This is a genomic window from Polynucleobacter sp. HIN8 (assembly GCF_030297615.1).
In the GTDB taxonomy this organism is placed as follows: domain Bacteria; phylum Pseudomonadota; class Gammaproteobacteria; order Burkholderiales; family Burkholderiaceae; genus Polynucleobacter.
Genome location: NZ_AP028139.1, coordinates 78,602 through 105,197 on the forward strand (window position 1 = coordinate 78,602; position 26,596 = coordinate 105,197).

At 46.3% G+C, this 26,596-nt stretch carries 29 protein-coding genes; 27 read left to right on the plus strand and 2 right to left on the minus strand.

Features of this window, described 5'->3' with window-relative positions:
* Positions 1 to 114 precede the first annotated feature (114 nt).
* From QUE65_RS00470 to hisD, 14 genes are read left to right on the plus strand one after another with little or no spacing between them, the layout of a single operon-like run.
* Entirely contained in the window at positions 115 to 4,890 is a 4,776-nt protein-coding gene (locus QUE65_RS00470) for a glutamate synthase-related protein (RefSeq protein ID WP_286281130.1), read from the plus strand.
* Between the two features lie 38 nt (positions 4,891 to 4,928).
* Positions 4,929 to 6,392 carry a glutamate synthase subunit beta gene (locus tag QUE65_RS00475; protein WP_286281131.1) on the plus strand — a complete coding sequence of 488 codons (1,464 nt, stop codon included), beginning with the start codon at positions 4,929 to 4,931 and terminating at the stop codon, positions 6,390 to 6,392.
* A gap of 7 nt (positions 6,393 to 6,399) precedes the next feature.
* A complete protein-coding gene (locus QUE65_RS00480) occupies positions 6,400 to 7,236 on the plus strand; it encodes an ABC transporter ATP-binding protein (RefSeq protein ID WP_286281132.1) in 837 nt (278 codons plus the stop codon).
* Positions 7,233 to 8,045, plus strand: coding sequence for a lipid asymmetry maintenance ABC transporter permease subunit MlaE (mlaE, locus tag QUE65_RS00485; protein WP_286281133.1), 813 nt, complete (start codon positions 7,233 to 7,235; stop codon positions 8,043 to 8,045). Before QUE65_RS00480 ends, mlaE begins: the two co-directional genes overlap by 4 nt.
* A 35-nt stretch (positions 8,046 to 8,080) precedes the next feature.
* On the plus strand, positions 8,081 to 8,575 hold the full coding sequence (gene mlaD / locus QUE65_RS00490; RefSeq protein ID WP_215370891.1) for an outer membrane lipid asymmetry maintenance protein MlaD: 495 nt from the start codon (positions 8,081 to 8,083) through the stop codon (positions 8,573 to 8,575).
* A 29-nt stretch (positions 8,576 to 8,604) separates the two neighbouring features.
* Entirely contained in the window at positions 8,605 to 9,342 is a 738-nt protein-coding gene (locus QUE65_RS00495) for an MlaA family lipoprotein (RefSeq protein WP_286281134.1), read from the plus strand.
* A gap of 47 nt (positions 9,343 to 9,389) precedes the next feature.
* Entirely contained in the window at positions 9,390 to 10,019 is a 630-nt protein-coding gene (locus tag QUE65_RS00500; protein WP_458574771.1) for an MlaC/ttg2D family ABC transporter substrate-binding protein, read from the plus strand.
* Between the two features lie 2 nt (positions 10,020 to 10,021).
* Positions 10,022 to 10,282, plus strand: coding sequence for an STAS domain-containing protein (locus QUE65_RS00505; RefSeq protein WP_286281136.1), 261 nt, complete (start codon positions 10,022 to 10,024; stop codon positions 10,280 to 10,282).
* Between the two features lie 3 nt (positions 10,283 to 10,285).
* Positions 10,286 to 11,032, plus strand: coding sequence for an ABC transporter ATP-binding protein (locus QUE65_RS00510; protein WP_286281139.1), 747 nt, complete (start codon positions 10,286 to 10,288; stop codon positions 11,030 to 11,032).
* 5 nt (positions 11,033 to 11,037) lie between these two features.
* Positions 11,038 to 11,814: an ABC transporter permease gene (locus QUE65_RS00515; RefSeq protein ID WP_286281140.1), complete on the plus strand. Its 777-nt coding sequence runs from the start codon at positions 11,038 to 11,040 to the stop codon at positions 11,812 to 11,814.
* Between the two features lie 15 nt (positions 11,815 to 11,829).
* On the plus strand, positions 11,830 to 12,069 hold the full coding sequence (locus tag QUE65_RS00520) for a BolA family protein (RefSeq protein ID WP_286281141.1): 240 nt from the start codon (positions 11,830 to 11,832) through the stop codon (positions 12,067 to 12,069).
* Positions 12,070 to 12,089: 20 nt separating this feature from the next.
* Positions 12,090 to 13,364 (plus strand): UDP-N-acetylglucosamine 1-carboxyvinyltransferase, encoded by a 1,275-nt coding sequence (murA, locus tag QUE65_RS00525; RefSeq protein ID WP_286281142.1) that lies wholly within the window; start codon positions 12,090 to 12,092, stop codon positions 13,362 to 13,364.
* Between the two features lie 9 nt (positions 13,365 to 13,373).
* Positions 13,374 to 14,000 carry an ATP phosphoribosyltransferase gene (gene hisG, locus QUE65_RS00530; protein ID WP_286281143.1) on the plus strand — a complete coding sequence of 209 codons (627 nt, stop codon included), beginning with the start codon at positions 13,374 to 13,376 and terminating at the stop codon, positions 13,998 to 14,000.
* Positions 13,997 to 15,316 (plus strand): histidinol dehydrogenase, encoded by a 1,320-nt coding sequence (gene hisD, locus QUE65_RS00535; protein WP_286281145.1) that lies wholly within the window; start codon positions 13,997 to 13,999, stop codon positions 15,314 to 15,316. The genes hisG and hisD overlap by 4 nt, the downstream gene beginning before the upstream one ends.
* Before the next feature lie 21 nt (positions 15,317 to 15,337).
* Here hisD and hisC read toward each other — a convergent pair whose 3' ends face one another.
* Positions 15,338 to 16,417 carry a histidinol-phosphate transaminase gene (gene hisC, locus QUE65_RS00540; protein WP_286281146.1) on the minus strand — a complete coding sequence of 360 codons (1,080 nt, stop codon included), beginning with the start codon at positions 16,415 to 16,417 and terminating at the stop codon, positions 15,338 to 15,340.
* A 107-nt stretch (positions 16,418 to 16,524) separates the two neighbouring features.
* Here hisC and hisB point away from each other — a divergent pair, with 107 nt between their 5' ends.
* The 13 genes from hisB to QUE65_RS00605 all read left to right on the plus strand — a co-directional run bounded on the left by hisB (position 16,525) and on the right by QUE65_RS00605 (position 24,407).
* A complete protein-coding gene (hisB, locus tag QUE65_RS00545) occupies positions 16,525 to 17,112 on the plus strand; it encodes an imidazoleglycerol-phosphate dehydratase HisB (RefSeq protein WP_286281147.1) in 588 nt (195 codons plus the stop codon).
* A gap of 38 nt (positions 17,113 to 17,150) precedes the next feature.
* Positions 17,151 to 17,801 (plus strand): imidazole glycerol phosphate synthase subunit HisH, encoded by a 651-nt coding sequence (gene hisH / locus QUE65_RS00550; protein WP_286281149.1) that lies wholly within the window; start codon positions 17,151 to 17,153, stop codon positions 17,799 to 17,801.
* Between the two features lie 22 nt (positions 17,802 to 17,823).
* Positions 17,824 to 18,570 (plus strand): 1-(5-phosphoribosyl)-5-[(5-phosphoribosylamino)methylideneamino]imidazole-4-carboxamide isomerase, encoded by a 747-nt coding sequence (hisA, locus tag QUE65_RS00555; RefSeq protein ID WP_286281152.1) that lies wholly within the window; start codon positions 17,824 to 17,826, stop codon positions 18,568 to 18,570.
* 6 nt (positions 18,571 to 18,576) lie between these two features.
* Complete coding sequence (gene hisF, locus QUE65_RS00560) at positions 18,577 to 19,335, plus strand: imidazole glycerol phosphate synthase subunit HisF (RefSeq protein WP_286281154.1); 759 nt, start codon at positions 18,577 to 18,579, stop codon at positions 19,333 to 19,335.
* A gap of 5 nt (positions 19,336 to 19,340) precedes the next feature.
* On the plus strand, positions 19,341 to 19,742 hold the full coding sequence (gene hisI / locus QUE65_RS00565; protein ID WP_286281156.1) for a phosphoribosyl-AMP cyclohydrolase: 402 nt from the start codon (positions 19,341 to 19,343) through the stop codon (positions 19,740 to 19,742).
* Entirely contained in the window at positions 19,739 to 20,146 is a 408-nt protein-coding gene (locus QUE65_RS00570; protein ID WP_286281158.1) for a phosphoribosyl-ATP diphosphatase, read from the plus strand. Before hisI ends, QUE65_RS00570 begins: the two co-directional genes overlap by 4 nt.
* Before the next feature lie 54 nt (positions 20,147 to 20,200).
* Complete coding sequence (locus QUE65_RS00575; RefSeq protein WP_286281159.1) at positions 20,201 to 20,566, plus strand: histidine triad nucleotide-binding protein; 366 nt, start codon at positions 20,201 to 20,203, stop codon at positions 20,564 to 20,566.
* Between the two features lie 17 nt (positions 20,567 to 20,583).
* On the plus strand, positions 20,584 to 20,814 hold the full coding sequence (tatA, locus tag QUE65_RS00580; RefSeq protein ID WP_286281161.1) for a Sec-independent protein translocase subunit TatA: 231 nt from the start codon (positions 20,584 to 20,586) through the stop codon (positions 20,812 to 20,814).
* 46 nt (positions 20,815 to 20,860) lie between these two features.
* Positions 20,861 to 21,349 (plus strand): Sec-independent protein translocase protein TatB, encoded by a 489-nt coding sequence (tatB, locus tag QUE65_RS00585; RefSeq protein ID WP_286281163.1) that lies wholly within the window; start codon positions 20,861 to 20,863, stop codon positions 21,347 to 21,349.
* 31 nt (positions 21,350 to 21,380) lie between these two features.
* Entirely contained in the window at positions 21,381 to 22,172 is a 792-nt protein-coding gene (tatC, locus tag QUE65_RS00590) for a twin-arginine translocase subunit TatC (RefSeq protein WP_286281165.1), read from the plus strand.
* Positions 22,173 to 22,342: 170 nt separating this feature from the next.
* Positions 22,343 to 23,296, plus strand: a complete 954-nt coding sequence (locus QUE65_RS00595; protein WP_286281166.1) for a porin — start codon at positions 22,343 to 22,345, stop codon at positions 23,294 to 23,296.
* Positions 23,297 to 23,328: 32 nt separating this feature from the next.
* A complete protein-coding gene (locus tag QUE65_RS00600) occupies positions 23,329 to 23,586 on the plus strand; it encodes a hypothetical protein (protein WP_286281167.1) in 258 nt (85 codons plus the stop codon).
* A 110-nt stretch (positions 23,587 to 23,696) separates the two neighbouring features.
* Positions 23,697 to 24,407 carry a glycosyltransferase gene (locus tag QUE65_RS00605; protein WP_286281168.1) on the plus strand — a complete coding sequence of 237 codons (711 nt, stop codon included), beginning with the start codon at positions 23,697 to 23,699 and terminating at the stop codon, positions 24,405 to 24,407.
* A 1-nt stretch (position 24,408) separates the two neighbouring features.
* Here QUE65_RS00605 and QUE65_RS00610 read toward each other — a convergent pair whose 3' ends face one another.
* Positions 24,409 to 26,595: a tetratricopeptide repeat protein gene (locus QUE65_RS00610; protein ID WP_286281169.1), complete on the minus strand. Its 2,187-nt coding sequence runs from the start codon at positions 26,593 to 26,595 to the stop codon at positions 24,409 to 24,411.
* Position 26,596 lies beyond the last annotated feature (1 nt).

Below are 26,596 nucleotides of genomic sequence, written 5' to 3' on the forward strand. Positions count from 1 at the left end.
TTTAGTTCCCAGCAATTAAATGGGACAGAGTCATTAAATATCTATTGCATCCCTAAGTGGAATCCCCTATATTTACCCTCCCGGCCAATAGTTAACGCAATTCATGGGGATTGCATGCCGTATGACCAATTTGGATTAAATATGAATCATCTCGAGTTACGTCCATCCGCCCAAGGTCTTTATGACCCCCAAAACGAACACGATGCCTGCGGCGTCGGCTTTGTGGCTCACATTAAGGGTAAAAAAACCCACGACATCATTACTCAGGGATTAAAGATCCTTGAAAATCTAGATCATCGTGGCGCCGTAGGCGCAGATCCGCTCATGGGCGACGGCGCTGGAATATTGATACAGATCCCAGACGAGCTCTACCGTAGCGAAATGAAAAAGCAAGGGGTGGACTTACCACCCGTTGGTGAATACGGCGTTGGCATGATCTTTTTGCCAAAAGAAAATGCTTCACGACTTGCATGTGAACAAGAGTTAGAGCGCACTGTTCGGCAGGAGGGACAAATTGTTTTAGGTTGGAGGGATGTGCCAATCGATAGCGCGATGCCGATGTCGCCGACTGTGAAAAAAACCGAACCAATTATTCGTCAAATTTTTATCGGACGTGGCCGTGACATCATGACCACCGACGCATTAGAGCGCAAGCTTTATGTAATTCGTAAAACGGCAAGTCATGCGATTCAAGACTTGCATCTGAAACACGGTAAAGAATACTTTGTAGCATCGATGTCTGCCCGCACAGTAGTCTATAAAGGCCTCTTGCTGGCCAGTCAGGTGGGTGCATATTACTGCGATCTTAAAGATTCGAAAGCAGTATCCGCGCTCGCATTAGTACACCAACGCTTCTCCACGAATACATTCCCTGCGTGGGAGCTGGCCCATCCTTATCGCTTACTTGCCCATAATGGCGAGATTAATACGGTCAAGGGCAACGTGAACTGGATTAATGCGCGCACAGGTGCAATTAGTTCACCTGTATTGGGTGATGATCTGCAAAAGTTGTGGCCCCTGATTTATCCAGGCCAATCGGATACTGCCTCGTTTGACAACTGCCTTGAGCTCTTAGTGATGGCCGGTTACCCGCTTGCACAAGCCATGATGATGATGATTCCTGAAGCGTGGGAACAGCATACCCTCATGGATGAAAATCGCCGTGCCTTTTATGAATACCATGCCGCCATGATGGAGCCATGGGATGGCCCCGCTGCGATGGCCTTTACCGATGGGCGTCAAATTGGCGCCACCCTGGATCGCAATGGATTAAGACCTGCGCGCTATTACGTTACCGATGATGATTTGGTCATCATGGCGTCTGAAGCTGGCGTGTTGCCGATTCCAGAAAATAAGATTGTGCAAAAGTGGCGTTTACAGCCTGGCAAGATGTTCATGATCGACATGGATCAAGGCCGCATCATTGATGATGTGGAGTTAAAGAACTCAGTTTCGAAGGCCAAGCCTTATAAGAGCTGGATCGATGCGGTGCGTGTGAAGCTTGATGAGTTGGATGTCAGCAAAAAAGATACCCAAGACGATGCGAAACATATTCGCCCCGCTGCAAAGTTACTCGATCGTCAGCAAGCATTTGGCTACAGTCAGGAAGATCTCAAGTATCTGATGGCGCCAATGGCACAAAATGCGGAAGAAGCCATTGGTTCGATGGGTAACGATAGTCCGCTTGCCGTGTTATCCGATCGCAGCAAGTCGCTCTATAACTACTTTAAGCAATTATTTGCTCAGGTTACCAATCCTCCAATTGATCCGATTCGTGAGAACCTGGTCATGTCTTTGGTGTCGTTTGTTGGGCCAAAACCCAATTTATTAGATACCAACAATATCAATCCACCGATGCGCTTGGAGATCAGCCAGCCAGTTTTAGATTTGGATGACATGACCAAGGTACGCCATATTGAGCACTACACCGGTGGCAAGTTCCGTTCCCACGAATTGGATATTTGCTATCCAGTGGCATGGGGCAAGGAAGGCATTGAGGCGCGTTTGGCTTCCTTATGTGCTGAAGCAACCGATGCCGTGCGCAGTGGATTCAATATTTTGATTGTGAGTGATCGTCAGGTGGATCGCGAGCATATGGCGATTCCTGCATTGTTAGCAACCTCAGCCATTCATCAGCATTTGGTGGAGCGTGGTTTACGGACCAGCACTGGTTTGGTAGTCGAAACTGGTAGTGCTCGCGAGGTTCATCACTTTGCGCTACTCGCAGGCTATGGTGCCGAAGCCATTCATCCCTATTTGGCGATGGAGACCTTGGCTGAAATGGCTAAGGGACTCTCTGGTGATTTATCGCCAGAGAAAGCGATTAAGAATTTTGTGAAGGCTATTGGTAAGGGCTTACAAAAAGTGATGTCGAAGATGGGCATTTCAACTTATATGTCCTACACCGGATCGCAAATCTTTGAAGCCATTGGGCTTAATCACGAACTGATTGATAAGTACTTTAAAGGTACCTCTTCGAATGTCGGTGGTATTGGTGTATTTGAAGTTGCAGAAGAAGCACTGCGGATGCACCACGCTGCATTTGGAGATGATCCCGTATTGGCTGATATGTTAGAAGCGGGCGGAGAGTATGCCTATCGCGTTCGTGGTGAAAAACATATGTGGACTCCGGATTCGATTGCCAAGTTACAGCATGCCACTCGCACTGGACCAGAGAAGGGCTACCAAACTTATAAAGAGTATGCCAACCTGATTAATGATCAGAGTAAGCGTTTAATGACCTTGCGCGGATTATTTGAGTTCAAGATCGATCCCAATAAAGCCATTCCGCTCGATGAAGTCGAGTCTGCCAAAGAAATTGTGAAACGGTTTGCTACGGGCGCGATGTCCTTAGGTTCCATTTCCACTGAGGCTCATGCAACCTTAGCAATTGCGATGAATCGCATTGGTGGTAAATCCAATACGGGCGAGGGTGGTGAGGACCCGAATCGCTATGTCAATGAGCTCAAAGGTATTCCGATTAAGAAGGGTGAGACGCTAGCGAGTATTTTGGGTAAGGATGTCGTTGAAGCCGATATTCCCTTACAAGATGGTGATTCGTTGCGATCGAAGATTAAGCAAGTTGCCTCAGGACGTTTTGGTGTAACCACCGAGTATTTACGTTCGGCCGATCAGATCCAAATCAAGATGGCCCAAGGTGCAAAGCCTGGCGAGGGCGGTCAGCTTCCCGGTGGTAAGGTCTCGGACTATATCGGACGCCTACGCTTCTCGGTGCCAGGTGTGGGTCTCATTTCGCCACCACCGCATCACGATATTTATTCCATTGAGGATTTGGCACAACTGATTCATGACCTAAAGAATGTCAATCCACAAGCCGATATTTCAGTGAAGCTTGTCTCAGAGGTCGGCGTGGGCACAGTTGCAGCAGGCGTTGCTAAAGCAAAGTCGGATCACGTTGTGATTGCTGGTCATGATGGTGGCACAGGCGCATCTCCCCTGTCATCGATTAAGCATGCTGGTACACCGTGGGAGCTGGGTCTTGCAGAGACGCAGCAAACATTGGTGCTCAACCAGCTGCGCAGTCGGATTCGGGTTCAAGCCGATGGTCAAATGAAGACTGGTCGTGACGTTGTGATTGGTGCTTTATTAGGTGCTGATGAGTTTGGTTTTGCTACAGCGCCATTAGTGGTTGAAGGCTGCATCATGATGCGCAAGTGCCATCTCAATACCTGCCCAGTGGGTGTTGCGACCCAAGATCCGGAACTGCGTAAAAAGTTTTCAGGTAAACCCGAGCATGTCGTTAATTTCTTTTTCTTCATTGCTGAAGAGGTTCGTGAAATTATGGCGCAACTGGGGATTCGGACTTTTGATGAGCTGATTGGTCGTGTTGATCTCTTAGACACACGAAAAGGGGTTGATCATTGGAAAGTACAAGGCTTAGATTTCAGTAAGGTGTTTGCTCTACCCAATGTGTCTCATGACGAACCTCGTCACCAAACACTCACTCAAGATCATGGCCTAGATACTGCACTTGACCATACTTTGATCGAAAAGAGTGAGCCAGCCTTAGAGCGTGGCGAAAAGGTTTCATTCATTGTCCCAATCCGCAACGTTAATCGTACGGTGGGTGCGATGCTGTCAGGCGAGCTGGCAAAACGCTATGGCCATTTGGGCTTACCCGATGACACGATCTACATTCAGTTAAATGGTACCGCTGGACAAAGTTTTGCAGCATTCTTAGCGCGTGGCATTACTTTGGATCTGGTGGGTGATGCGAATGACTATGTCGGTAAGGGATTGTCGGGCGGGCGCGTTGTGGTGCGTGCGCCGCACGAGTTCCGTGGCGATGCTTCCCAAAACATTATTGTGGGTAACACGGTGTTGTATGGCGCGATTGAAGGCGAGGCATTTTTCAACGGCGTCGCTGGTGAGCGGTTTGCAGTTCGTAACTCAGGCTCAATTGCGGTTGTCGAGGGCACAGGTGACCATGGATGCGAGTACATGACGGGTGGCACAGTTGTTGTTCTTGGGAAGACCGGCCGTAACTTTGCAGCAGGCATGAGTGGCGGCGTAGCCTATGTGTTTGATGAAGACGGACTTTTTGAGAAGCGTTGCAACACCACCATGGCCACACTTGAGAAAGTGTTGCTGTCTTCTGAGCAAATTGCGAGTATGCCCAAATCAACATGGCATGCACCAGTGAATGTGAAAGAGGGTGGCGAGAGGCAAACGGATGAGCAAATCTTAAAGACACTGATAGAACGACATTTCCGGTACACCGGCTCAGAGCGGGCCAAGGCATTACTAGCCGATTGGGACAAGTCGCGCGCGCGTTTTGTGAAGGTCTTGCCTACCGAATATAAGCGAGCTCTTGGTGAGTTATGGGAACGCGCTCAAGGACACGATCAAAACAAGCCTGTGATGGCTTGATGATGCTGATTAATTAATGAAGGATTTTTGGAGTTGGTATGGGTAAAGTCACTGGATTTATGGAATTTGAACGGGTCGAGGAGACCTATGAAGCACCAGTCAAACGAATTCATCATTACAAAGAATTTGTGGCCGCGCTATCGGATGCCGATGCAAAAGTACAAGGTGCACGTTGTATGGATTGCGGTATCCCGTTTTGTAACAACGGCTGCCCCGTGAATAACATCATTCCCGACTTTAACGATTTGGTGTACCAAGGCGATTGGAAAAATGCGATTGAGGTTTTACATTCCACCAATAATTTTCCGGAGTTCACTGGCCGTATTTGTCCGGCACCATGCGAGGCAGCCTGTACCCTCGGAATCAATCAGTTACCGGTCGGTATCAAATCGATTGAACATGCCATTATTGATAAAGCATGGGCCAATGATTGGGTAAAGCCACAACCACCTAAAACAAAGACTGGCAAGAAAGTTGCCGTGGTTGGATCTGGCCCTGCCGGGATGGCAGCAGCTCAACAATTGGCGCGGGTTGGCCACGATGTCACCGTTTATGAAAAGAATGACCGGGTGGGTGGCTTACTTCGCTATGGCATCCCTGATTTCAAAATGGAGAAGTGGTTGATTGACCGACGGGTCGAGCAAATGCAAGCCGAAGGCGTTACTTTTGCTACCAGGGTCTTTGTCGGTAAAGAAACGCTTGGCAAAGAAGTGAAGAACTATGCTCAAAAAACGGTAAGCCCGGATGAATTACTCAAGAGCTTTGATGCGGTCATTATTAGCGGTGGTGCTGAGCAACCCCGCGACTTACCTGTGCCTGGTCGTGAGTTGAGTGGAATTCATTTTGCTTTGGAGTTTTTAATCCCACAAAATAAAGAAGTGGCGGGCGATCTCAAAAATGAGATTCGGGCAACGGATAAGCACGTCGTTGTGATTGGTGGTGGTGATACGGGTTCTGATTGTGTCGGGACCTCTAATCGCCACGGTGCAAAGAATGTCACGCAGTTTGAGTTATTGCCTCAGCCACCTGAAGAGGAAAACAAACCCTTGGTCTGGCCCTATTGGCCAACCAAGCTTCGTACCTCATCATCCCATGAAGAAGGTTGTGAGCGCGATTGGTCCGTTGCCACTAAGCGTTTTGAGGGTAAAAACGGTAAAGTTGAAAAACTGATTGGCGTGCGCTTGGAATGGAAAGACGGCAAGATGAGTGAGGTCCCAAATTCTGAATTTGAGATTAAAGCCGATTTAGTTTTATTGGCGATGGGCTTTGTCTCTCCGGCTCAGCAAATCTTGAATGCCTTTGGTGTAGAAAAAGATGCTCGTGGGAATGCCAAGGCGACCGTTGATGGTCATCATGCCTATCACACGAATGTACCTAAGGTATTTGCGGCTGGCGATATGCGTCGCGGTCAATCATTGGTGGTTTGGGCGATTCGTGAAGGCCGTCAATGTGCACGCTCAGTCGATGCGTATTTAATGGGCACATCAGTTTTACCGCGATAATCTAGGCATGTCCTCTATTCCCACCGCACGCGCGATCGAGTCGCCGGTTGTTTCGATTCGGGGAGTGGATTTTTCCTATGCGCCGGGTGAGCGCCAAATTCTCGGTGGGCTTCAGATGGAATTTCGCCGTGGTCAAGTTGTTGCTGTAATGGGCGGTTCGGGTTGCGGTAAGACCACGATATTGCGATTGATCGGCGGTCAGGTGACTGCTCAAACCGGCTCAGTAGAGTTTGAGGGCCATGAAATTTCTGCGATGAATACCGATCAGTTGATGCAAGCCAGACGGCGCATGGGGATGCTATTTCAGTTCGGCGCCTTGTTTACTGATTTGAGCGTGTTTGAGAACGTTGCTTTTCCATTGCGGGAGCACACGAACCTAAGTGAAGAGCTTATTCGTGATTTGGTGCTAATGAAATTAAATGCGGTGGGCTTGCGTGGGGCTCGCGATTTAATGCCTTCGCAGATTTCAGGGGGGATGGCAAGGCGCGTTGCCTTGGCACGCGCGATTGTTTTGGACCCACCGCTTATTATGTATGACGAGCCATTTGCGGGTCTTGATCCGATCGGCCTTGGGATTACAGCGCGATTGATCCGCAATCTCAATGACGCTTTAAATGCAACCAGTATTCTGGTGACACACGACGTGGAAGAGACTTTCGAGATCGCAGACTACGTGTACTTTATTGCTAATGGCAAGATTGGAGCGCAAGGCACGCCCGATGAGCTCAATCGCTCAGTCGATCCATTTGTGCGCCAATTTTTAGACGCTTCGCCTGAAGGACCGGTTCCGTTTAATTACCCAGGCCCTGATTTAGCTACTGATTTTGGATTACGCCAGCAATGAGTCTTAAATCAACTTCCAAAACCAATCCGATCACTAATCTATTAGGCGATTTTGGATTTTTTATTCGCAGAAACATTACGGGCCTTGGCTATGCTGCGCGGATGTTTTTCTTGGTATTGATGCGTTCTGGTGGTTTACTCAAACGACCGCGCCTGGTATCGGATCAAATTTTATTCGTCGGTAATTATTCGTTTGTGATTATTACGGTGTCCGGCTTATTTGTTGGCTTTGTGTTGGGCTTGCAAGGCTATTACACCTTAACGCGTTATGGTTCAGAACAGGCCCTGGGATTATTGGTGGCTTTGTCGTTGACACGTGAACTAGGCCCCGTGATCACCGCTCTATTGTTTGCAGGCCGTGCTGGCACCTCACTCACTGCGGAGATTGGCCTCATGAAAGCCGGAGAGCAGTTATCGGCGATGGAGATGATGGCCGTGGACCCCTTACGTCGGGTGATCGCGCCGCGTTTATGGGCCGGGATTATTGCAATGCCAATTTTGGCCACCATCTTTACTGCCGTGGGTGTCTTGGGTGGTTATTTAGTGGGCGTGCCACTCATTGGGGTTGACAGCGGTGCATTTTGGTCCCAAATGCAAGGTGGTGTCGACTTATTTGATGATATTGCCAATGGCTTTATCAAAAGTATCGTCTTTGGAGTGGCTGTGACATTTATTGCTCTCTATCAGGGCTATGAGTCAAAGCCCACCCCCGAGGGCGTCTCGCAAGCGACCACCAGGACCGTAGTCCTCTCATCCTTAGCAGTGTTGGCTTTGGATTTTTTATTAACCGCCATGATGTTCTCTAACTAAAGCGTCGGCCACGATCGGAATAAACTAGGATTCTTATGAAAAAAAGTGCGATTGATATTTGGGTTGGATTGTTCGTAACAATCGGCATGTTGGCCATGCTTTTTTTGGCACTCAAGGTCGGCAATATGAGCGCCGTCTCATTCGCTCCAACCTACACGGTTTCAGCCCGCTTTGACAATATTGGTGGTTTAAAACCGCGTGCGCCAGTAAAAAGTGCCGGCGTTGTGGTCGGCCGTATTTCAACCATTCAGTTTGATGACAAAACCTATCAAGCTACGGTAACGATGACGATTGATAAGACCTACCAGTTTCCGAAGGATTCGTCAGCTAAGATATTGACTTCAGGTTTGTTGGGCGAACAATACATTGGTCTTGAAGCGGGTGGCGATGATCAAATGCTCGCCGATGGCGGTAAGATTACCCAGACCCAGTCAGCCATTGTTTTAGAAAATCTGATTAGTCAATTTCTTTATAACAAGGCAGCAGATACTGGGCAAGATAAAGGCGATTCCAAGTCCGGCGCTAAATAACTATAACTATTTAAGAAACAACCTCGACTGTGATTTTTCTAAAGCGCCTGGGCATTACTTTTCTAAGTTTTTGCATTATTGGTTGTGCAAGTATCCCTGCGGGTAGTGAGCCATCGCCCCATGATCCATGGGAATCTTTTAATCGCTCGGTGTTTTCTTTTAATGAGGGATTGGACGAGTATTTATTAAAACCCATTACCAAGGGTTATCGATTTATATTGCCAAAACCTGCCCAGCAAGGGATTGATAACTTTTTTGGTAACTACCGCGACATCTACACCTCAGTAAACAATCTTTTGCAAGGCAATGTCAGCATGGCCTTTAGCGATTTGATGCGAGTGGTCGTCAATACCATTTTTGGTTTGGGTGGCTTTATTGATATGGCCACACCGGGGGGGTTAGAAAAACACAAAGCAGATTTTGGGCAAACTTTTGGTGTTTGGGGTGTACCTGCAGGCCCTTATGTGGTTTTACCAATTTTTGGCCCCAGTAATGTCCGCGATACCTTTGGTACCGCGGTGGATTTAGAGACCGATTATCTGTTCCGACTCTTACCTGACGTGGCCCTGCGCAACAGTTTGACGGGGTTGCGGATTGTCAATGCTCGTAATAATTACTATGAAGCAGGCGATCTTCTTGAGGGTGCGGCGATTGATAAGTACACCTTTACGCGCGATGCATATATTCAGAGGCGTCAGTATCAAATTGATCAGGCCAAGGAAGGCAAGGAATCAAGCGCACCCGTTTATGAGAACCCCTACGAGTAAATCATTCAAAAAGACTAAAATCAATTCATTATTATTTTGACCGGCTTATCGTGAAAACAACCTTTTTAACTTTCTTTGCTTTTTTGCTGTCTGGCATGGTTGGCTTTGCCAATGCGCAAAATGCGCCTGACCCGAACTCGCCTGACGGCCTCATCAAAATGATTGTGGCCGATGTGATGGCCTCCGTGAAGGCAGATCATGAAATCCAGAAAGGCAATATTCCTCGGGTGGTGGATTTGGTGGAAAAGAAAATTGTTCCCTATACCGATATGCGTAGAACCACCCAATTGGCCATGGGTCGAAATTGGAGCAAGGCAAGCCCGGAGCAGCAAACGCAACTGATTGCCGAGTTCAAATCCTTGTTAATACGAACCTACTCAGGGGCTCTAAGTCAATTGCGTGATCAGACGGTTCAATACAAACCCTTTCGTGCAAATCCGAGCGATACCGATGTGATTGTGCGAACCGTCGTCATTGGTAAATCAGATCCGATTCCCTTGGACTATCGGCTTGAGAAAACCAATGATGGGTGGAAAGTCTATGACATTAATATCATGGGCGCTTGGTTGATTGAGGCATATCGCAATCAATTTACCAATCAAATTAGTCAAAATGGTGTCGATGGCCTAATTAAGTTTTTGCAAGAACGCAACGCGATGTTGGCAGGCAAGAAGTAAGTATGAGTTTTGCCTTACCGAATTGCGTGACCCAGGCCAATGCGCTCGGTATTGAGAAACAGGGCGCTCTTGCCCTAGTAAAGTCTTCCCAAGTGGATTGCTCTGCACTGCATGATTTTGACTCAAGCGTGCTAGCGGTTCTGCTGGTATGGCGCCGCCAACTGCAAGAGCGCAATCAAGCCCTCGTAGTTTTAAATTCCCCTGAGAAATTAAGAGTACTTGCTAGCGTGTATGGAGTGACTGATCTTTTGGGGCTGCAGTAAGTCATGCAATCAGCTGTTCTCGTTGAACATTTAACTAAATCTTACGGTTCACTACAAGCGCTCAAGAATGTTTCTTTGGATGTAAAGGAGGGCGAGTTTTTTGGTTTACTCGGTCCTAATGGTGCTGGTAAGACCACGCTGATTTCGATTTTGGCTGGTTTATGCCGACCCGATTCTGGTCGCGCGTTCGTCATGGGCACGAATGTGCAAACTAATTTTATTGAGGCGCGTCGATTACTAGGCGTAGTTCCTCAAGAGCTGGTATTTGATCCTTTTTTTACGGTACGTGAGACCCTGCGGTTTCAGTCGGGTTATTTTGGGATTCGGAATAATAATGATTGGATTGATGAGATCATGACCCATCTCGATTTAACCAGTAAGGCCAATAGCAATATGCGTTCGCTTTCTGGAGGTATGAAGCGTCGAGTTTTGGTTGCACAGGCCCTCGTGCATCGCCCACCCCTGATTGTCTTGGATGAGCCGACTGCTGGTGTGGATGTCGAGTTGCGTCAGTCCCTCTGGAAATTTATTAGTCGTCTTAATCAAGATGGTCACACCATCTTGTTAACCACTCATTATTTAGAAGAGGCTGAAAGTTTATGTGGTCGGATTGCGATGCTTAAATCTGGTCAAGTCGTGGCACTCGATACCACTCAAAATCTGCTCGCACGCTATGGAGCACACAAAGTACAAGCTGGGCAAGAGGCTGATCTAGAGGATGTATTTATTCAAATTATGGCGGGAGAGTAGTCGCAATGCCAATTCCATTTGAATACGGTAATGGTTTTCCAACCCTGCTACGTAAAGAGATTAAGCGTTTTTATAAGGTTGCCTTTCAAACGGTTGCTGCACCTGTGCTCACTGCTGTGTTGTACCTAATGATTTTTGGGCATGTATTAGAAGGACGCATAGTGGTGTATGACAAGTTGACCTACACGGCATTTTTAATTCCGGGTTTGGTGATGATGAGTGTGTTGCAAAACGCATTTGCAAATACCTCCTCGTCATTGATCCAATCCAAAATTACTGGTAATTTGGTATTTGTCTTACTGGCACCCCTAACTCACCTTGAGTTTTATTCTGCCTATGTACTCGCTGCCGTATTTCGTGGGGTTGTTGTGGGTCTAGGTGTTTTACTCATTACCCTCTTTTTTGATGTTCCTGCCATGCAAAACCCAGCGTGGATTCTCTTATTTGCATTTATGGGCGCGGCAATCTTAGGCGGCTTAGGGCTGATCGCTGGTATTTGGGCAGATAAGTTTGATCAGCTCGCTGCCTTTCAGAACTTTTTGATCATGCCTGCCACGATGCTCTCAGGAGTGTTTTACTCCATTCACTCCTTGCCAGAAATCTGGCAGTTTATTTCGCATCTCAATCCATTCTTTTACATGATCGATGGCTTTCGCTATGGATTTTTTGGGGTCTCGGATGTTTCACCCTGGCTTAGTTTGACGATTGTTAGCGTGTTTTTCTTGGTCGTCTCAGGATTGGCTCTGCGTTTACTACAATCGGGTTATAAATTACGCCATTAATCATGAAGGATCGCGATGTTTCCAACCCCTGAGCAAGTAAAAAGTTATATTAGTGAGCAGCTCTCCTGTACGCACATAGAGGTTGAGGGGGACGGACAACATTTTTATGCCACCATCGTGAGCCCCGAGTTTGCAGGAAAGCGCTTGGTGCAACGCCATCAATTAGTTTATGCAGCCCTGGGAGATCGGATGAAGGCGGAAATCCATGCGCTCTCCATTAAAGCCTTTGCGCCCGATGAGTTTGCGGCTCAATAAATCATTTCAGATTAGCGCGAATGGATAAATTAGTAATGACGGGGGGAGTCGCCCTCAACGGTGAGGTCGCAATTGCGGGGGCTAAGAATGCCGCTTTACCAATTTTGTGTGCAAGCTTATTAACAGCTGATCCCATAGAACTCTTTAACGTCCCTGATTTGCAAGATGTGCGTACGATGTTAAAGCTCTTGCAACAGATGGGGGTGACCTTGAAGTTTCCAAATCCGAACGATCGCAGCCATTTGATCTTGCAGGCGGCGACTATTTCAAGTCCTGAGGCTCCCTATGAATTAGTAAAGACCATGCGGGCCTCCATTTTGGTATTGGGCCCGCTCTTAGCGCGGATGGGACGTGCAACCGTATCACTACCCGGTGGCTGTGCGATTGGGGCGCGACCCGTGGATCAGCACATTAAAGGCCTCAAAGCCATGGGAGCCGGTATTCAGATTCGTAAGGGCTTTATTGTTGCAAAGATTTCTGAGCCCAATACTCAGTTACGGGGTAATGCGATCCTGACCGACATGATTACTGTGACCGGTACAGAAAATCTTTTAATGGCCGCTTGCCTTGCGGAGGGGACTACGACTTTAGAAAATGCAGCTCGTGAACCCGAGGTCGGTGATTTGGCTGAGCTCTTAGTCAAGATGGGAGCGAAGATTACTGGTATTGGTAGCGATCGTCTTGTGATCGAAGGAGTATCCGCGCTGCACGGAGCAAGCCATCAGGTGATTGCTGATCGCATTGAGACCGGCACCTTCTTGTGTGCGGTAGCAGCGACCGGTGGTGAGATTGTTCTCAAGAACTGCCGACCTGATACCTTAGATGCTGTTCTAGTAAAACTTAAAGAAGCTGGTCTTAAAATAAAAATTGGGACCGATTGGATTTCTGCTTCGATGGGTGGTCGTCCAAAGCCAGTGAGCTTTCGGACTTCCGAGTACCCAGCCTTTCCGACTGATATGCAAGCCCAGTTTATGGCGCTTAATGCCATCGCCAGTGGTAGCTCACGTATCACCGAGACCATTTTTGAGAATCGCTTTATGCATGTGCAAGAGCTCAATCGCTTAGGGGCCGATATCTCGATTGAGGGCAATACGGCAATTGTCGAGGGGGTGGATAAACTCTCGGGTGCAACAGTAATGGCTACAGATCTGCGTGCCTCTGCAAGCCTGGTGATTGCTGGCTTGGCGGCTCAAGGTGAGACCCAGGTGGATCGTATCTATCACCTTGATCGTGGTTACGATCGCATGGAGCAGAAATTAACCCAACTTGGCGCAAACATCCGCCGCATGAAATAATGGGTCATTATGTTGACTTTAGCTTTGTCCAAAGGACGTATCTTTGAAGAAACCGCCCCTGTTTTAGCAAAGGCGGGTATTCGTCCGCTCGAAGATCCTGAGCAATCCCGTAAGTTAATTATTCCGACCTCTAATCCAGAGGTGCAAATCATTATTGTGCGCGCATCAGATGTGCCCACCTATGTGCAATTTGGTGCTGCTGATTTTGGCGTTGCTGGTTTAGACGTTCTTTTAGAAAAAGGCAGCGATGGTTTATATGTCCCGATTGATTTAGGAATCGCACGCTGTCGAATGGCGGTGGCTGTTAAAAACGGGTTTGATTATGCAGCAGCAGTCCGTCAGGGCTCGCGTCTGCGAGTGGCTACCAAGTATGTGAACTGCGCACGCGAGCACTTTGCTAATAAGGGCGTGCATATCGATACGATTCATTTATATGGATCGATGGAGTTGGCTCCCTTAGTGGGCTTAGCCGATGCGATTGTGGATTTGGTGTCCACTGGCAACACCTTGCGCGCCAATAATTTAATCGAGGTCGAGTCGATTGCTGATATCAGTGCGCGCTTAATCGTAAACCAAGCATCGTTTAAGCGTAAGCGCGCTCAACTGCAAAAGATCCTGAGTATTTGGCAGCCATGAGTATCAAGATTCGACGCCTTACAAGCCGTGATCCCGGCTATGAAAAGACCTTGCTTTCCAGCTTGTCAATTCCATCGGCCGATGATCACGCCATTGATCAGATTGTTCTCGGAATTTTGGAGCGCATTGAGCGCGAGGGCGATGCGGCGCTTTTGCAATACACCCAGCAGTTTGATCGCTTAGCAGTCAATCGGGTAGGCGATCTTGAGATTACCCCTTCTGATCTTGCCGCGGCTTATCAAGCTCTACCGCAAGACCAAGCAAGTGCATTACAAGCGGCTGCTAAGCGGGTTCGGGCCTATCACGAGCGCCAGAAAGTAGAAACCGGTTGCCACTCGTGGGAGTACACCGAGAGCAATGGTACACGCTTAGGCCAAAAAATTACTCCCTTAGATCGTGTTGGTATTTATGTGCCTGGTGGTAAGGCGGCTTACCCATCCTCTGTTCTCATGAATGCCATCCCTGCCAAGGTCGCCGGGGTTGGTGAGATTGTGATGGTTGTCCCTACACCTGATGGTACGCGTAATCCCTTGGTATTAGCAGCCGCTCATTTAGCAGGAGTGGATCGGGTCTTTACGATTGGCGGTGCGCAAGCGGTTGGGGCATTGGCATATGGAACCCAAACCGTGCCGGCGGTCGATAAGATCGTAGGTCCTGGTAATGCGTACGTGGCAGCAGCAAAGCGCAGAGTATTTGGTCGGGTGGGGATCGATATGATCGCAGGTCCTTCTGAGATCTTGGTGTTGTGCGATGGCTCGACCGATCCAGACTGGATTGCAATGGATTTGTTTTCGCAGGCTGAGCACGATGAGCTCGCCCAATCGATTTTGCTCTGTCCCGATGCCGGCTTTATTGATCGAGTGGATGCGAGTATTCAGAAGCTATTGCCGCAAATGCCTAGAGAGAAAGTAATCCGCGCATCTCTACAAAATCGGGCACTATTGATTGAGGTCGACGATATGGCGCAGGCTTGCCAAATTGCCAATTTGATCGCGGCTGAGCATCTAGAGATTTGTGCAAACAATCCCGATCAATGGGCCGCACACATTCGGCATGCAGGCGCTATCTTTATGGGCTCCTACACCAGTGAATCCTTGGGCGACTACTGCGCTGGGCCTAATCATGTTTTACCCACGGCACGTACGGCACGGTTTTCTTCACCTTTGGGTGTCTATGACTTTATCAAGCGCTCGAGCCTCATTGAGGTGAGTGAGGCGGGTGCACAAACTTTAGGTCCCATTGCCAGTACCTTAGCGCATGGCGAAGGTTTGCAGGCGCATGCGCGTGCAGCCGAGATGCGGCTCACCAAAAAATAATCAGCTTAGTTTTAAAAAGTATTACGACACAATATCGCGTAAGGCATCGATGAGTAATTTCATTTGCTCATTTGTGCCAATCGTAATTCGTAGGTAATTCTTGATGCGCGGCATTTTGAAGTGGCGCACGATGATTCCGCGCTCTCGTAAGGCTAGATATAACTTCTCGCCATCATGCTTGGGATGCTGGCTAAAGACAAAGTTAGCGCTTGAGGGAAGGGTATCAAAGCCCAGACTCTTTAAGCTTTCGATACAGGCGGCTCGAGTCTTCATCACCTCTTGAGTGATTGCATCAAGATGCGCCTGATCTTCAATCGCTGCAATCGCACCGGCTTGCGCTAATTGACCTAAGGGGTAGGAGTTAAAACTATTTTTTACGCGCTCAAGTCCTGAGATCAGATCAGGGTGGCCCAAGGCATAACCAACTCGTAGTCCAGCTAAAGCCCTCGATTTTGAGAGCGTGTGGGTGATGAGGAGATTGGGGTAGTGTTTGTGTAAGAGTGGTACACACGATTCGGTACCATAATCTACATAAGCCTCATCAACCACCACCACGCTTTGGGTATTGGTTTTTAGGAACTCTTCAATTGCTGCGAGCGGCAGAGCGCGACCGGTTGGCGCATTAGGGTTCGGAAAGATGACTCCACCATTTCCACTCAATTCGTTAGTCTTCTGAATGTAGTCATCGAGATGAATGGCAAATTGACTGTCGAGCGCAATCGTTTGGTAGTTAATTCCAAAGAGTTGGCAATAGACGGGATAGAAGCTGTAGGTGATATCGGGAAAGAGGAGGGGCTTTGGGTGTTTGAGAAGCCCCAAGAACACATGAGCGAGTACTTCATCCGAGCCATTTCCCACGAACACCTGATTGGGTTCGAGCCCATAGTGCTTTGCGATGGCCTCTTTAAGCGCCTTGGCATCGGGATCGGGATAAAGCCGCAAGCCCTCGTGGTTGCCTGCAGCAATCGCTGCTAAGGCTTTGGGCGAGGGCCCATAGGGGCTCTCGTTCGTATTGAGTTTGACAAGTTTCTCGTGTTTGGGCTGCTCCCCAGGAACATACGGACTTAAGTTTTGTAGATCAGGGTTCCAAAAGATGCTCATCGCAATGGGGTCCAAAGAGTAACTATGAAAAAACAGGTGAAGTGATTGATTTTGAATGACAAATGATATTATGAACGCTTAAGACTTATTATTTTTATTCACACACCATGCGCCAAGCAGATGTCAGTCGTAATACCTCAGAGACCAAGATCCAAATTACTTTGAACTTGGATGGTACCGGCAAAGCGGATTTAAATTCCGGAGTGCCGTTTTTGGATCACATGCTCGATCAAATCGCCCGTCACGGCATGATCGATTTGAAGGTGCATGCCCAAGGCGACACTCACATTGATGACCACCACACTGTAGAGGATATTGGCATCACCTTGGGTCAAGCCATCGCCAAAGCAGTTGGTGATAAAGCGGGTATTACCCGTTATGGTCTCTCGTATGTGCCACTCGATGAGACCTTGTCGCGCGTTGTGATTGATTTCTCAGGCCGTCCAGGTTTGGAGTTCAACGTGCCCTTTACCCGCGCACGGGTGGGTGACTTTGACGTGGATTTAAGTATTGAGTTCTTCCGCGGCTTTGTAAACCACGCTGGTGTGACCTTGCACATCGATAACATCCGGGGTGTCAATGCGCATCACCAGATTGAAACTGTATTTAAGGCCTTTGGGCGAGCGCTGCGCATGGCCTTGAGTATCGATCCACGTTCACCCCATGCGGTGCCATCCACCAAGGGAAGTTTGTAAGACATACTTCTTCTGCCAACGAGATTATTGAGATCGCGATGCACATCGCTATTGTTGATTACGGAATGGGTAATTTGCGCTCGGTTTCACAAGCCTTGCAGTACGTCGCTCCTGAGTGCAAGATTACGATCTCCAGCGATCCGGCTGAGATCTTGCGCTCAGACCGTGTGGTGTTGCCCGGGCAGGGCGCGATGCCCGATTGCATGAAGCAGTTGCGATCCTCGGGTCTCATGGATGCAGTGATGCAGTCGGTGCGTGAGAAGCCACTTTTTGGGATTTGCGTGGGCGAGCAAATGCTTTTTGAAGAAAGTGAAGAGCGTAAACCCGGAGTAACAACCAATACGGCGTGCCTTGCTTTAATGCCAGGGAAGGTGAAACGCTTTCATTTGTCGGGTACGCAAGAGGATGGCTCAGAGTTTAAGATCCCACACATGGGATGGAACCAAGTTCGCCAAGATCGTGATCACCCGATGTGGCATGGCATCCCTGATATGACGAGTTTTTACTTCGTACACAGTTATTATGTTGAGGTGGGCAACCCAGAAGATACTGTAGGATCAACGAATTACGGTGGGTGGTTTACATCAGCCGTGGCTCGCGATACTATTTTTGCTACGCAATTCCATCCAGAAAAAAGTGCTCAATACGGACTAAAGCTTTATCAAAACTTTGTCGCCTGGCGACCCTGATTGATTTCAAGACGATGACCTTATGTTGTTAATACCTGCGATTGATATTAAAGACGGACACTGCGTGCGTCTTGAGCAAGGTGATATGAACCGTAGCACCGTGTTTTCCGAAGATCCTGCCGCGATGGCCAAGCACTGGTTGAGTAAAGGTGCGCGCCGCTTGCATCTGGTCGATCTCAATGGTGCCTTTGCTGGTAAGCCCAAGAATGAGGCTGCAATCAAATCGATCCTCAAAGCAGTGGGTAGCGATATTCCTGTGCAATTAGGTGGCGGTATCCGCGATCTAGAAACCATCGAGCGCTTACTCGATGATGGCATTAGCACCATCATCATTGGCACCGCTGCGGTGAAGAACCCCGGATTTTTACAAGATGCGTGTACTGCATTTGCGGGGCACATCATGGTGGGCTTAGATGCTAAAGATGGTAAGGTCGCCACCGATGGTTGGAGTAAGTTAACTGGCCATGAAGTGATCGATCTTGCCAAGAAGTTTGAGGACTACGGAGCTGAGGCGATTATCTATACCGACATTGGGCGCGATGGCATGCTCAAGGGTATTAATTTAGAGGCGACTGTGAAGCTTGCGCAATCGGTTCGTATCCCAGTAATTGCGAGTGGTGGTCTATCGAGTAAGAAGGATATTCAGGCGTTATGTGCGGTCGAGGATGAGGGTGTGATGGGGGTAATCGCAGGGCGCTCCATTTATAACGGTGATATTGATCTAGCTGAGGCACAACAGTACGCCGATCAACTCAGCAAAGCCAAGTAGGCAACTATGCTTACAAAACGCATTATTCCTTGCCTTGATGTCACTGCAGGCAGGGTCGTCAAAGGAATTAATTTTGTTGGCTTGCAAGATGCGGGCGATCCGGTAGAGGTTGCGCAGCGTTATAACGAGCAAGGCGCTGATGAGCTTACCTTTCTAGATATCACCGCAACATCGGATGACCGTGATCTGATTTTGCCGATCATTGAGGCAGTTGCGTCAAAAGTGTTTATTCCATTAACAGTCGGCGGTGGTGTGCGTACTACACAGGATGTACGTCGTTTACTCAATGCTGGGGCTGATAAGGTGAGCATGAACTCCTCAGCGGTCGCCAATCCGGATTTGGTTTCGGATGCGTCCGCGCATTATGGCTCGCAATGCATCGTGGTGGCGATTGATGCCAAGCAAACCGCCCCTAAGCGTTGGGAGGTGTTCACGCACGGCGGTCGTAAAGGCACTGGTATCGATGCGATTGAGTGGGCTATGGAGGTCGCAAAGCGAGGTGCCGGTGAGATCCTGCTCACCAGTATGGATCGCGATGGCACCAAGAATGGCTTTGATCTGGAACTCACGGCTGCGGTAAGCAAGGCGGTTTCAGTGCCCGTGATTGCTTCTGGTGGTGTGGGTGGCTTACAAGATCTCGTTGATGGCATTCAGATTGGCAGAGCCGATGCGGTACTCGCAGCAAGCATCTTTCATTACGGACAGCACAGTGTGCAAGAGGCTAAGCACTATATGGCTAAGCAGGGAATTGCGATTAGACTCTAATCATCATGACCAACGCTAAATTTACAAAGACAGTCGGTTTGGAACCAGGCCCATGGCTTGAGCGAATTGTTTGGAACGAGCAAGGTTTAGTGCCCGTGATTGCGCAAGAGGCTTCATCGGGTGATGTGTTGATGATGGCTTGGATGAATCAAGCATCTCTACTGCAAACCTTGCAAAAGGGTGAGGCGGTCTACTGGTCGCGCTCGCGCAATAAACTTTGGCATAAGGGCGAAGAGTCTGGCCATACACAAACCGTGCGAGAGATTCGGTTGGATTGCGATGGCGATACGCTTTTACTAATCGTGGATCAAAAAGACGGAATTGCTTGCCATACCGGTAGACACAGTTGCTTTTTTAATGAGTGGGACTCGGCGGCGAGCAATTGGGTCGATACAATGAAGCCATGAGTAGCTCGAATCAATCGAACCAAAAACCTAACCTCGAATCTAATCTAGATTCCATCTTGGCTCATCTAGCCGATGTGGTCGATAGCCGTCGTGCTGATTTAGCAAGTGGCAAGATCGATGCTGGAAGTTCATATATTGCCCAGTTGTTTACCAAGGGCGATGATGCGATTTTGAAGAAGATTGGGGAGGAGGCCACAGAAACGGTGATGGCGGCCAAGGACTCGCGCCAGCATCAGCTCGATCCCAAATACCAACAGTTATTGGTGGGTGAGATGGCTGATTTGTGGTTTCATTGCCTGGTAGCGCTCTCCCGTTTTAACTTACGACCCGAGGATGTTCTGGCGGAGCTCAAGCGTCGCGAGGGCACTTCAGGGATTGCTGAAAAGGCGAATCGCAAAACGTAGTGCTTACCCCCAGTTCGCTGGTTTTTGGGGTTAATTCAGGTAAGATGCCAGCCTATGAAACACCCAAGCCATGAGCCAAACTGCATTTTTTGCAAGATTGTTGCGGGGGAAATCCCTTGCCAAAAGGTCTATGAAGATCATGAAATCCTGGCGTTTAGGGACATTAATCCTGCCGCCCCAGTGCATTTATTGCTGATTCCCAAAAAGCACATACCGATGTTGGAGTCAGCCACTGCCCACGATGAGCCATTGCTGGGTAGAATGATGGAATTAGCCCCGCGTTTAGCTTCCCAAGAAGGATGTCGTCCCGGTAAAGAGGGGGGATTTCGGGTGATGGTGAACAATGGCGCGGATGGGGGTCAGGAGGTTTATCACTTGCATCTGCATGTGATGGGCGGACCGCGCCCCTGGAAAAAATAATCCGAGGAGAAATTGAGATGGGCTCATTTAGCATTTGGCACTGGTTAATCGTACTGGTCATTATTTTGTTGGTCTTTGGTACCAAGAAGCTTCGTAATATTGGTTCCGACTTAGGTGGTGCCGTAAAGGGTTTCAAAGATGGCATGAAGACGAATGAAGAAGCCAAGACTGAACAGATTCAGTCGCAAACCCCTGTTGCAGCAGAAAAGACTGTTGATGTGCAAGCCAAGGATGTGAACAAGTCGTAAGACCTGATCAAACCAGACACAAAAACTAAAAACTAGCGATGCATCGATGATTGATCTTGGTGTATCAAAGCTCGCCCTAATTGCGGTGGTGGCTTTGATCGTAGTGGGCCCCGAACGTTTACCCAAAGTGGCTCGCATGGCGGGTAACTTATTTGGTCGTGCCCAGCGCTATATGGCGGAAGTGCGCTCTGAGGTCAATCGCCAGATTGAGCTTGATGAGTTCAAAAAGCTTCGTGAAGCAAGTGCGGACGCCATGAAAGAAATGGAGAGCTCCCTCAATGCCACCGTGCAAGAAGTGAGCGTTAATCTGAGCGATCAGGCTGAACCCAAGGATGATTACGCGAGCGCCATTCTAGAGTCTTCCCCGGATGTGACGAAGGTGTATCGAGATGCGCTTCGACAAGGGCGAGATAGTTGGGGTGTCAAGCGCACCGCCAGACCTCTTTGGTATAAACATTCGGCCGGTGTGCGCACTCGAGTTCAATCGGGCGCTGCCCGCGTGAAGCGCTTTAAGCGTCCAGTACTAAGTAAGTAAATTGACCCAAACAAGTCAAGAATAGATAACGATGTCCGATACCAAGCCAGGTCAGAGCGAAGAAACTACCAAATCAGGAGAGGGTTTTCAAGAAACCTTCATGTCGCATCTCTTTGAGTTGCGCGATCGGGTGGTCAAATCCGCAATCGCAGTCATTGTGGTTTTTGTTTCGCTGGTCTACTGGGCCCCGGACATCTTTCATTTGTTTGCCAAGCCACTTTTAGACTCTCTCCCAGCCGGTGGCAAGATGATTGTGACCGATGTAACCGGATCCTTTTTTGTGCCGATGAAGGTCACGATGCTGGTAGCCTTCTTAATTGCACTTCCCATCGTTCTCTACCAAATGTGGGCCTTTATTGCCCCAGGTCTTTATACCCATGAGAGAAAACTAGTCCTTCCATTGGTAGTAAGTAGTTACTCACTATTTTTAGTGGGGATGTCGTTTGCGTACTTCCTAGTCTTTCCAACGGTTTTTCAGTTCATGGCGAGCTACAACGCCCCCTTGGGTGCGGATATGTCGACTGACATTGATAAGTACCTTAGTTTTGCCATGTCGACCTTTTTGGCCTTTGGCATCACCTTTGAGGTACCGGTCGTGGTGGTAGTTCTCGTCAAAATGGGGATTGTTAGCATCGAAAAACTCAGAGAAATCCGGCCCTATGTGATCGTTGGGGCATTTGTAATCGCGGCAATTGTCACCCCGCCGGATGTGTTATCCCAACTCTTACTCGCCATTCCCATGTGCCTCCTCTATGAACTTGGCCTTTTAATTGCTCGTTTTTACCTACCCAAAACGCAATCTGCAGAAGAAAAATCAGAATAATTCTTTAAGTAATTGATTTATAAACATTAAATCATAGAAAAATCCCTGTTGCACCAATACAACGAATAGCCATAAAAAAGCCCAAAAAGGCTGTATTTACATACAAAAACCGGATAATTCATAAGTCCTGAAGAAATTCAGGCATTTCTTAATTTATGGAGATTTAAACAATGAAAAAATCACTATTTGCGATCGCCGCAGTCGGTGCGTTTGCTGGTGCTGCACAAGCCCAGTCGAGCGTGACCGTATACGGTATTTTGGATGTTGGCTTTCAAGGAAGAACAGCCAGAATGTCAGGTACTGAAGTTCCATCTGCAGTAAAAACCAACACAACAGCCTTCTCGGGTCAGGGCGCTGAAAGTACTAGCCGTTTAGGCTTCCGTGGTAATGAAGACCTTGGCGGTGGCACAAGGGCTTTTTTCACAGCTGAGTTTGATCTAGCTCCAACTGATTACAACCTTTCGGGTAACGCTCAAGATGGAGTTTTCAATCGTCAAACGTTTGTTGGACTCGGGCAAAAGGGTATTGGTCAGGCAGCAATCGGAACGCAATATACCCCAGTACACGTAGCCGTTGCAAGGACAGACCCCGGACAAGCTAATAACATGCAAGGTAATTTAGTTTACGCAGTTAATAGTTCGACTGGCGCTACCGAAAGCACAATTCCAAGTTACTCAGTACGTTATAACAATGCACTCACCCTGCAAACAGATAGAATTTCAGGCTTTGTACTCTCCGCAATTTACAACAACAATAACAGCAATGCGAATAACCCAGCTACATTACAAACCGTTGGAAACAATCAGGCATATGGCCTTGGTTTGAATTTTGTTTGGAATAAGCTAAATATTGATGTTGCAACAAATCAATCTCGCCAACAAGCTATTTCAGGGTCAGCAGTTCAGACAGCCTCCGGCCCATCAGCCGCGGTAAGAAATTCTGCAGTGCCAAACTTGCTTGGAAACAATGTGAACTGGAGTCAAACCTATGTTGGTGCGACATATGACTTTGGAATCTTCACAGCATATGCTCAATATATATCTACCAATATGACATCCAATATGCTAATAATCAAGCATATATTCAGCGCAACGCAAGCCAAATTGGTATTCGTGGCTACGTAACAAAAACAGTTGAGGCCTGGGCGTCTGGTGGTATGGGCAGACTTTCAGCTGGCGGTTTAAGCACAGTCGCAGCCAACTCAGCCACTGGTGGTGTAAGCTCCCAGAATGCTTTAGCTACAACAACTCGGACAACATCCGATTTGAATGGATATCAGCTTGGAGCTAATTACTGGTTAAGCAAGAGAACAAATATGTATGCAATCTATGGTCAGAGTACACGTTCACAGTCTGCTCAAATTTCAGCAGCTGGAACAAGTAGCTATGGCTTAGGTGTGCGCCACACATTCTAATTATTCATTAATTAGTTAGCATCTCTTAAACCCATCACATGTGAATGTGATGGGTTTTTTATTAATGAAAATATGTTAATGAAAATAAATAAAAACTTTACAGGTAAAAATTGATCAAAGAAGAATTAAACATCGTAATAGTATGCGGAACAAGAAAATCAGAAAATGATTTTTATGAAAAAACCGCAACTGGTAAATCACTAAAATCAACTTCAGAAATTACAAAAAACAAAATAATTTTATATCCTGAAAATACAAAAGGGTTAAGTGAGATTTATAACGACGCAATTCAAATAACTAAAAATGAAGAATCAATTCTAGTATTTATGCACGACGATATTTGGATTACGGATTTTTTTTACAAAGCTAGAATTCAAAAAGCATTAGAAAAATTTGATATCGCAGGTGTTGTGGGATGTATTGCAAGAACTAAAAAACAACCATCATGGTGCCATATGTATTACAACCCCGAAAGTCAAAAATTCATACAACACAATATCAGTAACTTGAGTGGATCAATAGGGCATGGAAAAAAATATCCAGAAAAAATAGACTATTTTGGGCCAACAATGAAAGAATGCAATTTAGTAGATGGGGTAATTATCGCAGCAAAGAGCAAAAAATTAATAGAAACAAACACATATTTTGACAATCAATTTAAATTTCATTTTTATGACTTGGATTTTTGCAGAACAGCAGAAAGAAATAAACTAAAAATTGGAACAATGGATGTCTCAATAATCCACGAATCGTATGGAGGATTTCAAACAGAAGAATGGAGAGAGGCTTACAACAAATATATGAGTAAATGGAAAGAATAAATTAAGTAAAAATCACATCAGGATTGAGACCATTTTTTCTACGGGAGTGAGCAGAAATTAATGCAGCTTCAAAATTAGTAGCATATTTTTTACCATTAAATAGATCTGTAGATTCTAAATTAGAGGTCAACCGCGTTTTGATAGCGTTAAATAAATTGGGATCATTGGAAAGTTCAACCGCACATTTGACATAATCAGTATCTGAATAAGTAATTAATTCAGTCAAGTTTAATGAATTGAGTAAGCTTGCACACATTCGTGAGGCAAATGACCTACCGCAGAGAGTGAGTATGGGGAGGTTTGAAAATAGAGCATCACTAGCGGTAGTGCCACCATTGAATGGAAATGTATCAAGGAATAAATCAGCAAATTTAAAGCGCTCAAGATACTCTGGATAAGACACTCTAGGTGCAAAAAATATACGATTAGAGGAAATATATCTGGATTTCATTTCGGATAATATATTATCCCTTGTAATATCGCTATCAGCATAAATCCAGAGCACAGAATTCAAACTTTGTGAAAGAATTTCCGACCAAAGATTAAATAACCTAGGATTAAATTTAAAAGAATTATTAAAGCAACAAAAAACAAAAGAATCTTTAGGTAATCCATAAAATTCACGTGATTTCATGGACGAAGTAGGAAAATCTCGATACGAATCATTTGGCTGAAAACATAGAGGAAGATATAAAGGCTTTTCAGAATAATCATTAATAAGATGATCAGGAATTACAAAGCGATCAGCGACAATATAATCCATAAAATTACAACCCATAGATCCAGGGTAACCAATAAAATTAATTTGGATGGGAGCACACCGATGCGAAAATATAAAAGAACGTGAATTTTGAGTAAATCCAGCTAAATCGATAGCAATATCAATATTAAATGAACGTATGAAGCCCAATAAATCATAATTAGAGAAATGTGAGACATTAAAAAAATTAGATCCAAATGCCTTTGCAATTCGAAAATATTTAGAATCTTCAGTTGTATTTCCAAAATAAAAACCGAATATTTCAAATTTATCTAAATCATGTGATTCAAAAAGTTCAGCGGTAAGGTTTGATACAGCATGATTATTAAAATCAGGAGAAAAATACGCCAACCTTATACGATCACTATGGACATTTGAAGAATCAGTAACAATAGGAGGTGTAGTAAAAAATGAGAGAGCATAAGTCTTTGCACATTTACTTTGAAGGCCTAAATCATCAGTCATTCCAAGAAAAGCAAATGGTTGAATAGTGGGTCGCTGTAAATCAACATTTATGCAGCACAAATTAAATAACTCATCAAATGAAGACCAATCACAAACTTTCATTTTCTGGTGCAATAAAGTACCCACTACAAAATTAAGATTTGGATCAAGATTAAAGGCTAATTTATAACTATCTAAAGATTCATGAAACATACCAATTTCATTAAATAAATCTCCCCTTAGTAACAAAACTTCTGCAGAGTCGGGATCAATGGAGAGAGCATTATTAAAGCACTCCAATGACATTGTGTAGTCACGTAAAATAAAATACGAATTCGCCCTGTGAAAAAAGACATCAAAATCAGAGGAGTGATAATTAGATGCAAGATCAAAACACAGAAGTGCATCAGAAGGACAATTTAATGAATTTAAAATTTTTCCTTTTAAGAGAAATACATCATCAAAAGACTCATTTAAAGAAATTAGAGAATTGACAGCTACTAAGGCTTCATCAAATTGATGTAAGGAAAAAAGAGCAGAAGAAAGATTAAAGAGCGCCTCAGGATAATCTGATTTAAGTTTTAATGAGTGATGAAAATATTTAACAGCACTAGATAAATCATTAAGTTTTGCAAAACAAATACCCATATTTAAAAATAATTCTGGAAATTTGCTGTTAAGCTCATATGCTAACTTATAATGCTTAATTGCAAGATCATAATGGCTAAGGTTACGATAAACATTACCAACATTAAATTGCAAAAAATAATTTTTTGAATTGATTTTTAAGGCTTTAAGAAAATACTTTAATGCAGATTCCTCATCGTTTTTTAGGCCGAGAACAACCCCGATCATTTGTAACGCATCATAATGATTTGGATTAATCTTTAAAGATTCTTTGAGAAAGTAAAGGGCAGTGTCAAGTTTATTCGAATTGAAATTTAAAGCTGCTTGCTGAATTAAATAATCAGTGCGTTGATTCATA

Coding starts and splice junctions, on each gene's coding strand:
- QUE65_RS00470 (WP_286281130.1), top strand. CDS start 115: ATGCCGTATGACCAATTTGGATTAAATATGAATCATCTCGAGTTACGT.
- QUE65_RS00475 (WP_286281131.1), top strand. CDS start 4,929: ATGGGTAAAGTCACTGGATTTATGGAATTTGAACGGGTCGAGGAGACC.
- QUE65_RS00480 (WP_286281132.1), top strand. CDS start 6,400: ATGTCCTCTATTCCCACCGCACGCGCGATCGAGTCGCCGGTTGTTTCG.
- mlaE (WP_286281133.1), top strand. CDS start 7,233: ATGAGTCTTAAATCAACTTCCAAAACCAATCCGATCACTAATCTATTA.
- mlaD (WP_215370891.1), top strand. CDS start 8,081: ATGAAAAAAAGTGCGATTGATATTTGGGTTGGATTGTTCGTAACAATC.
- QUE65_RS00505 (WP_286281136.1), top strand. CDS start 10,022: ATGAGTTTTGCCTTACCGAATTGCGTGACCCAGGCCAATGCGCTCGGT.
- QUE65_RS00510 (WP_286281139.1), top strand. CDS start 10,286: ATGCAATCAGCTGTTCTCGTTGAACATTTAACTAAATCTTACGGTTCA.
- QUE65_RS00515 (WP_286281140.1), top strand. CDS start 11,038: ATGCCAATTCCATTTGAATACGGTAATGGTTTTCCAACCCTGCTACGT.
- QUE65_RS00520 (WP_286281141.1), top strand. CDS start 11,830: ATGTTTCCAACCCCTGAGCAAGTAAAAAGTTATATTAGTGAGCAGCTC.
- murA (WP_286281142.1), top strand. CDS start 12,090: ATGGATAAATTAGTAATGACGGGGGGAGTCGCCCTCAACGGTGAGGTC.
- hisG (WP_286281143.1), top strand. CDS start 13,374: ATGTTGACTTTAGCTTTGTCCAAAGGACGTATCTTTGAAGAAACCGCC.
- hisD (WP_286281145.1), top strand. CDS start 13,997: ATGAGTATCAAGATTCGACGCCTTACAAGCCGTGATCCCGGCTATGAA.
- hisC (WP_286281146.1), bottom strand. CDS start 16,417: ATGAGCATCTTTTGGAACCCTGATCTACAAAACTTAAGTCCGTATGTT.
- hisB (WP_286281147.1), top strand. CDS start 16,525: ATGCGCCAAGCAGATGTCAGTCGTAATACCTCAGAGACCAAGATCCAA.
- hisH (WP_286281149.1), top strand. CDS start 17,151: ATGCACATCGCTATTGTTGATTACGGAATGGGTAATTTGCGCTCGGTT.
- hisA (WP_286281152.1), top strand. CDS start 17,824: ATGTTGTTAATACCTGCGATTGATATTAAAGACGGACACTGCGTGCGT.
- hisF (WP_286281154.1), top strand. CDS start 18,577: ATGCTTACAAAACGCATTATTCCTTGCCTTGATGTCACTGCAGGCAGG.
- hisI (WP_286281156.1), top strand. CDS start 19,341: ATGACCAACGCTAAATTTACAAAGACAGTCGGTTTGGAACCAGGCCCA.
- QUE65_RS00570 (WP_286281158.1), top strand. CDS start 19,739: ATGAGTAGCTCGAATCAATCGAACCAAAAACCTAACCTCGAATCTAAT.
- QUE65_RS00575 (WP_286281159.1), top strand. CDS start 20,201: ATGAAACACCCAAGCCATGAGCCAAACTGCATTTTTTGCAAGATTGTT.
- tatA (WP_286281161.1), top strand. CDS start 20,584: ATGGGCTCATTTAGCATTTGGCACTGGTTAATCGTACTGGTCATTATT.
- tatB (WP_286281163.1), top strand. CDS start 20,861: ATGATTGATCTTGGTGTATCAAAGCTCGCCCTAATTGCGGTGGTGGCT.
- tatC (WP_286281165.1), top strand. CDS start 21,381: ATGTCCGATACCAAGCCAGGTCAGAGCGAAGAAACTACCAAATCAGGA.
- QUE65_RS00595 (WP_286281166.1), top strand. CDS start 22,343: ATGAAAAAATCACTATTTGCGATCGCCGCAGTCGGTGCGTTTGCTGGT.
- QUE65_RS00600 (WP_286281167.1), top strand. CDS start 23,329: ATGGGCAGACTTTCAGCTGGCGGTTTAAGCACAGTCGCAGCCAACTCA.
- QUE65_RS00610 (WP_286281169.1), bottom strand. CDS start 26,595: ATGAATCAACGCACTGATTATTTAATTCAGCAAGCAGCTTTAAATTTC.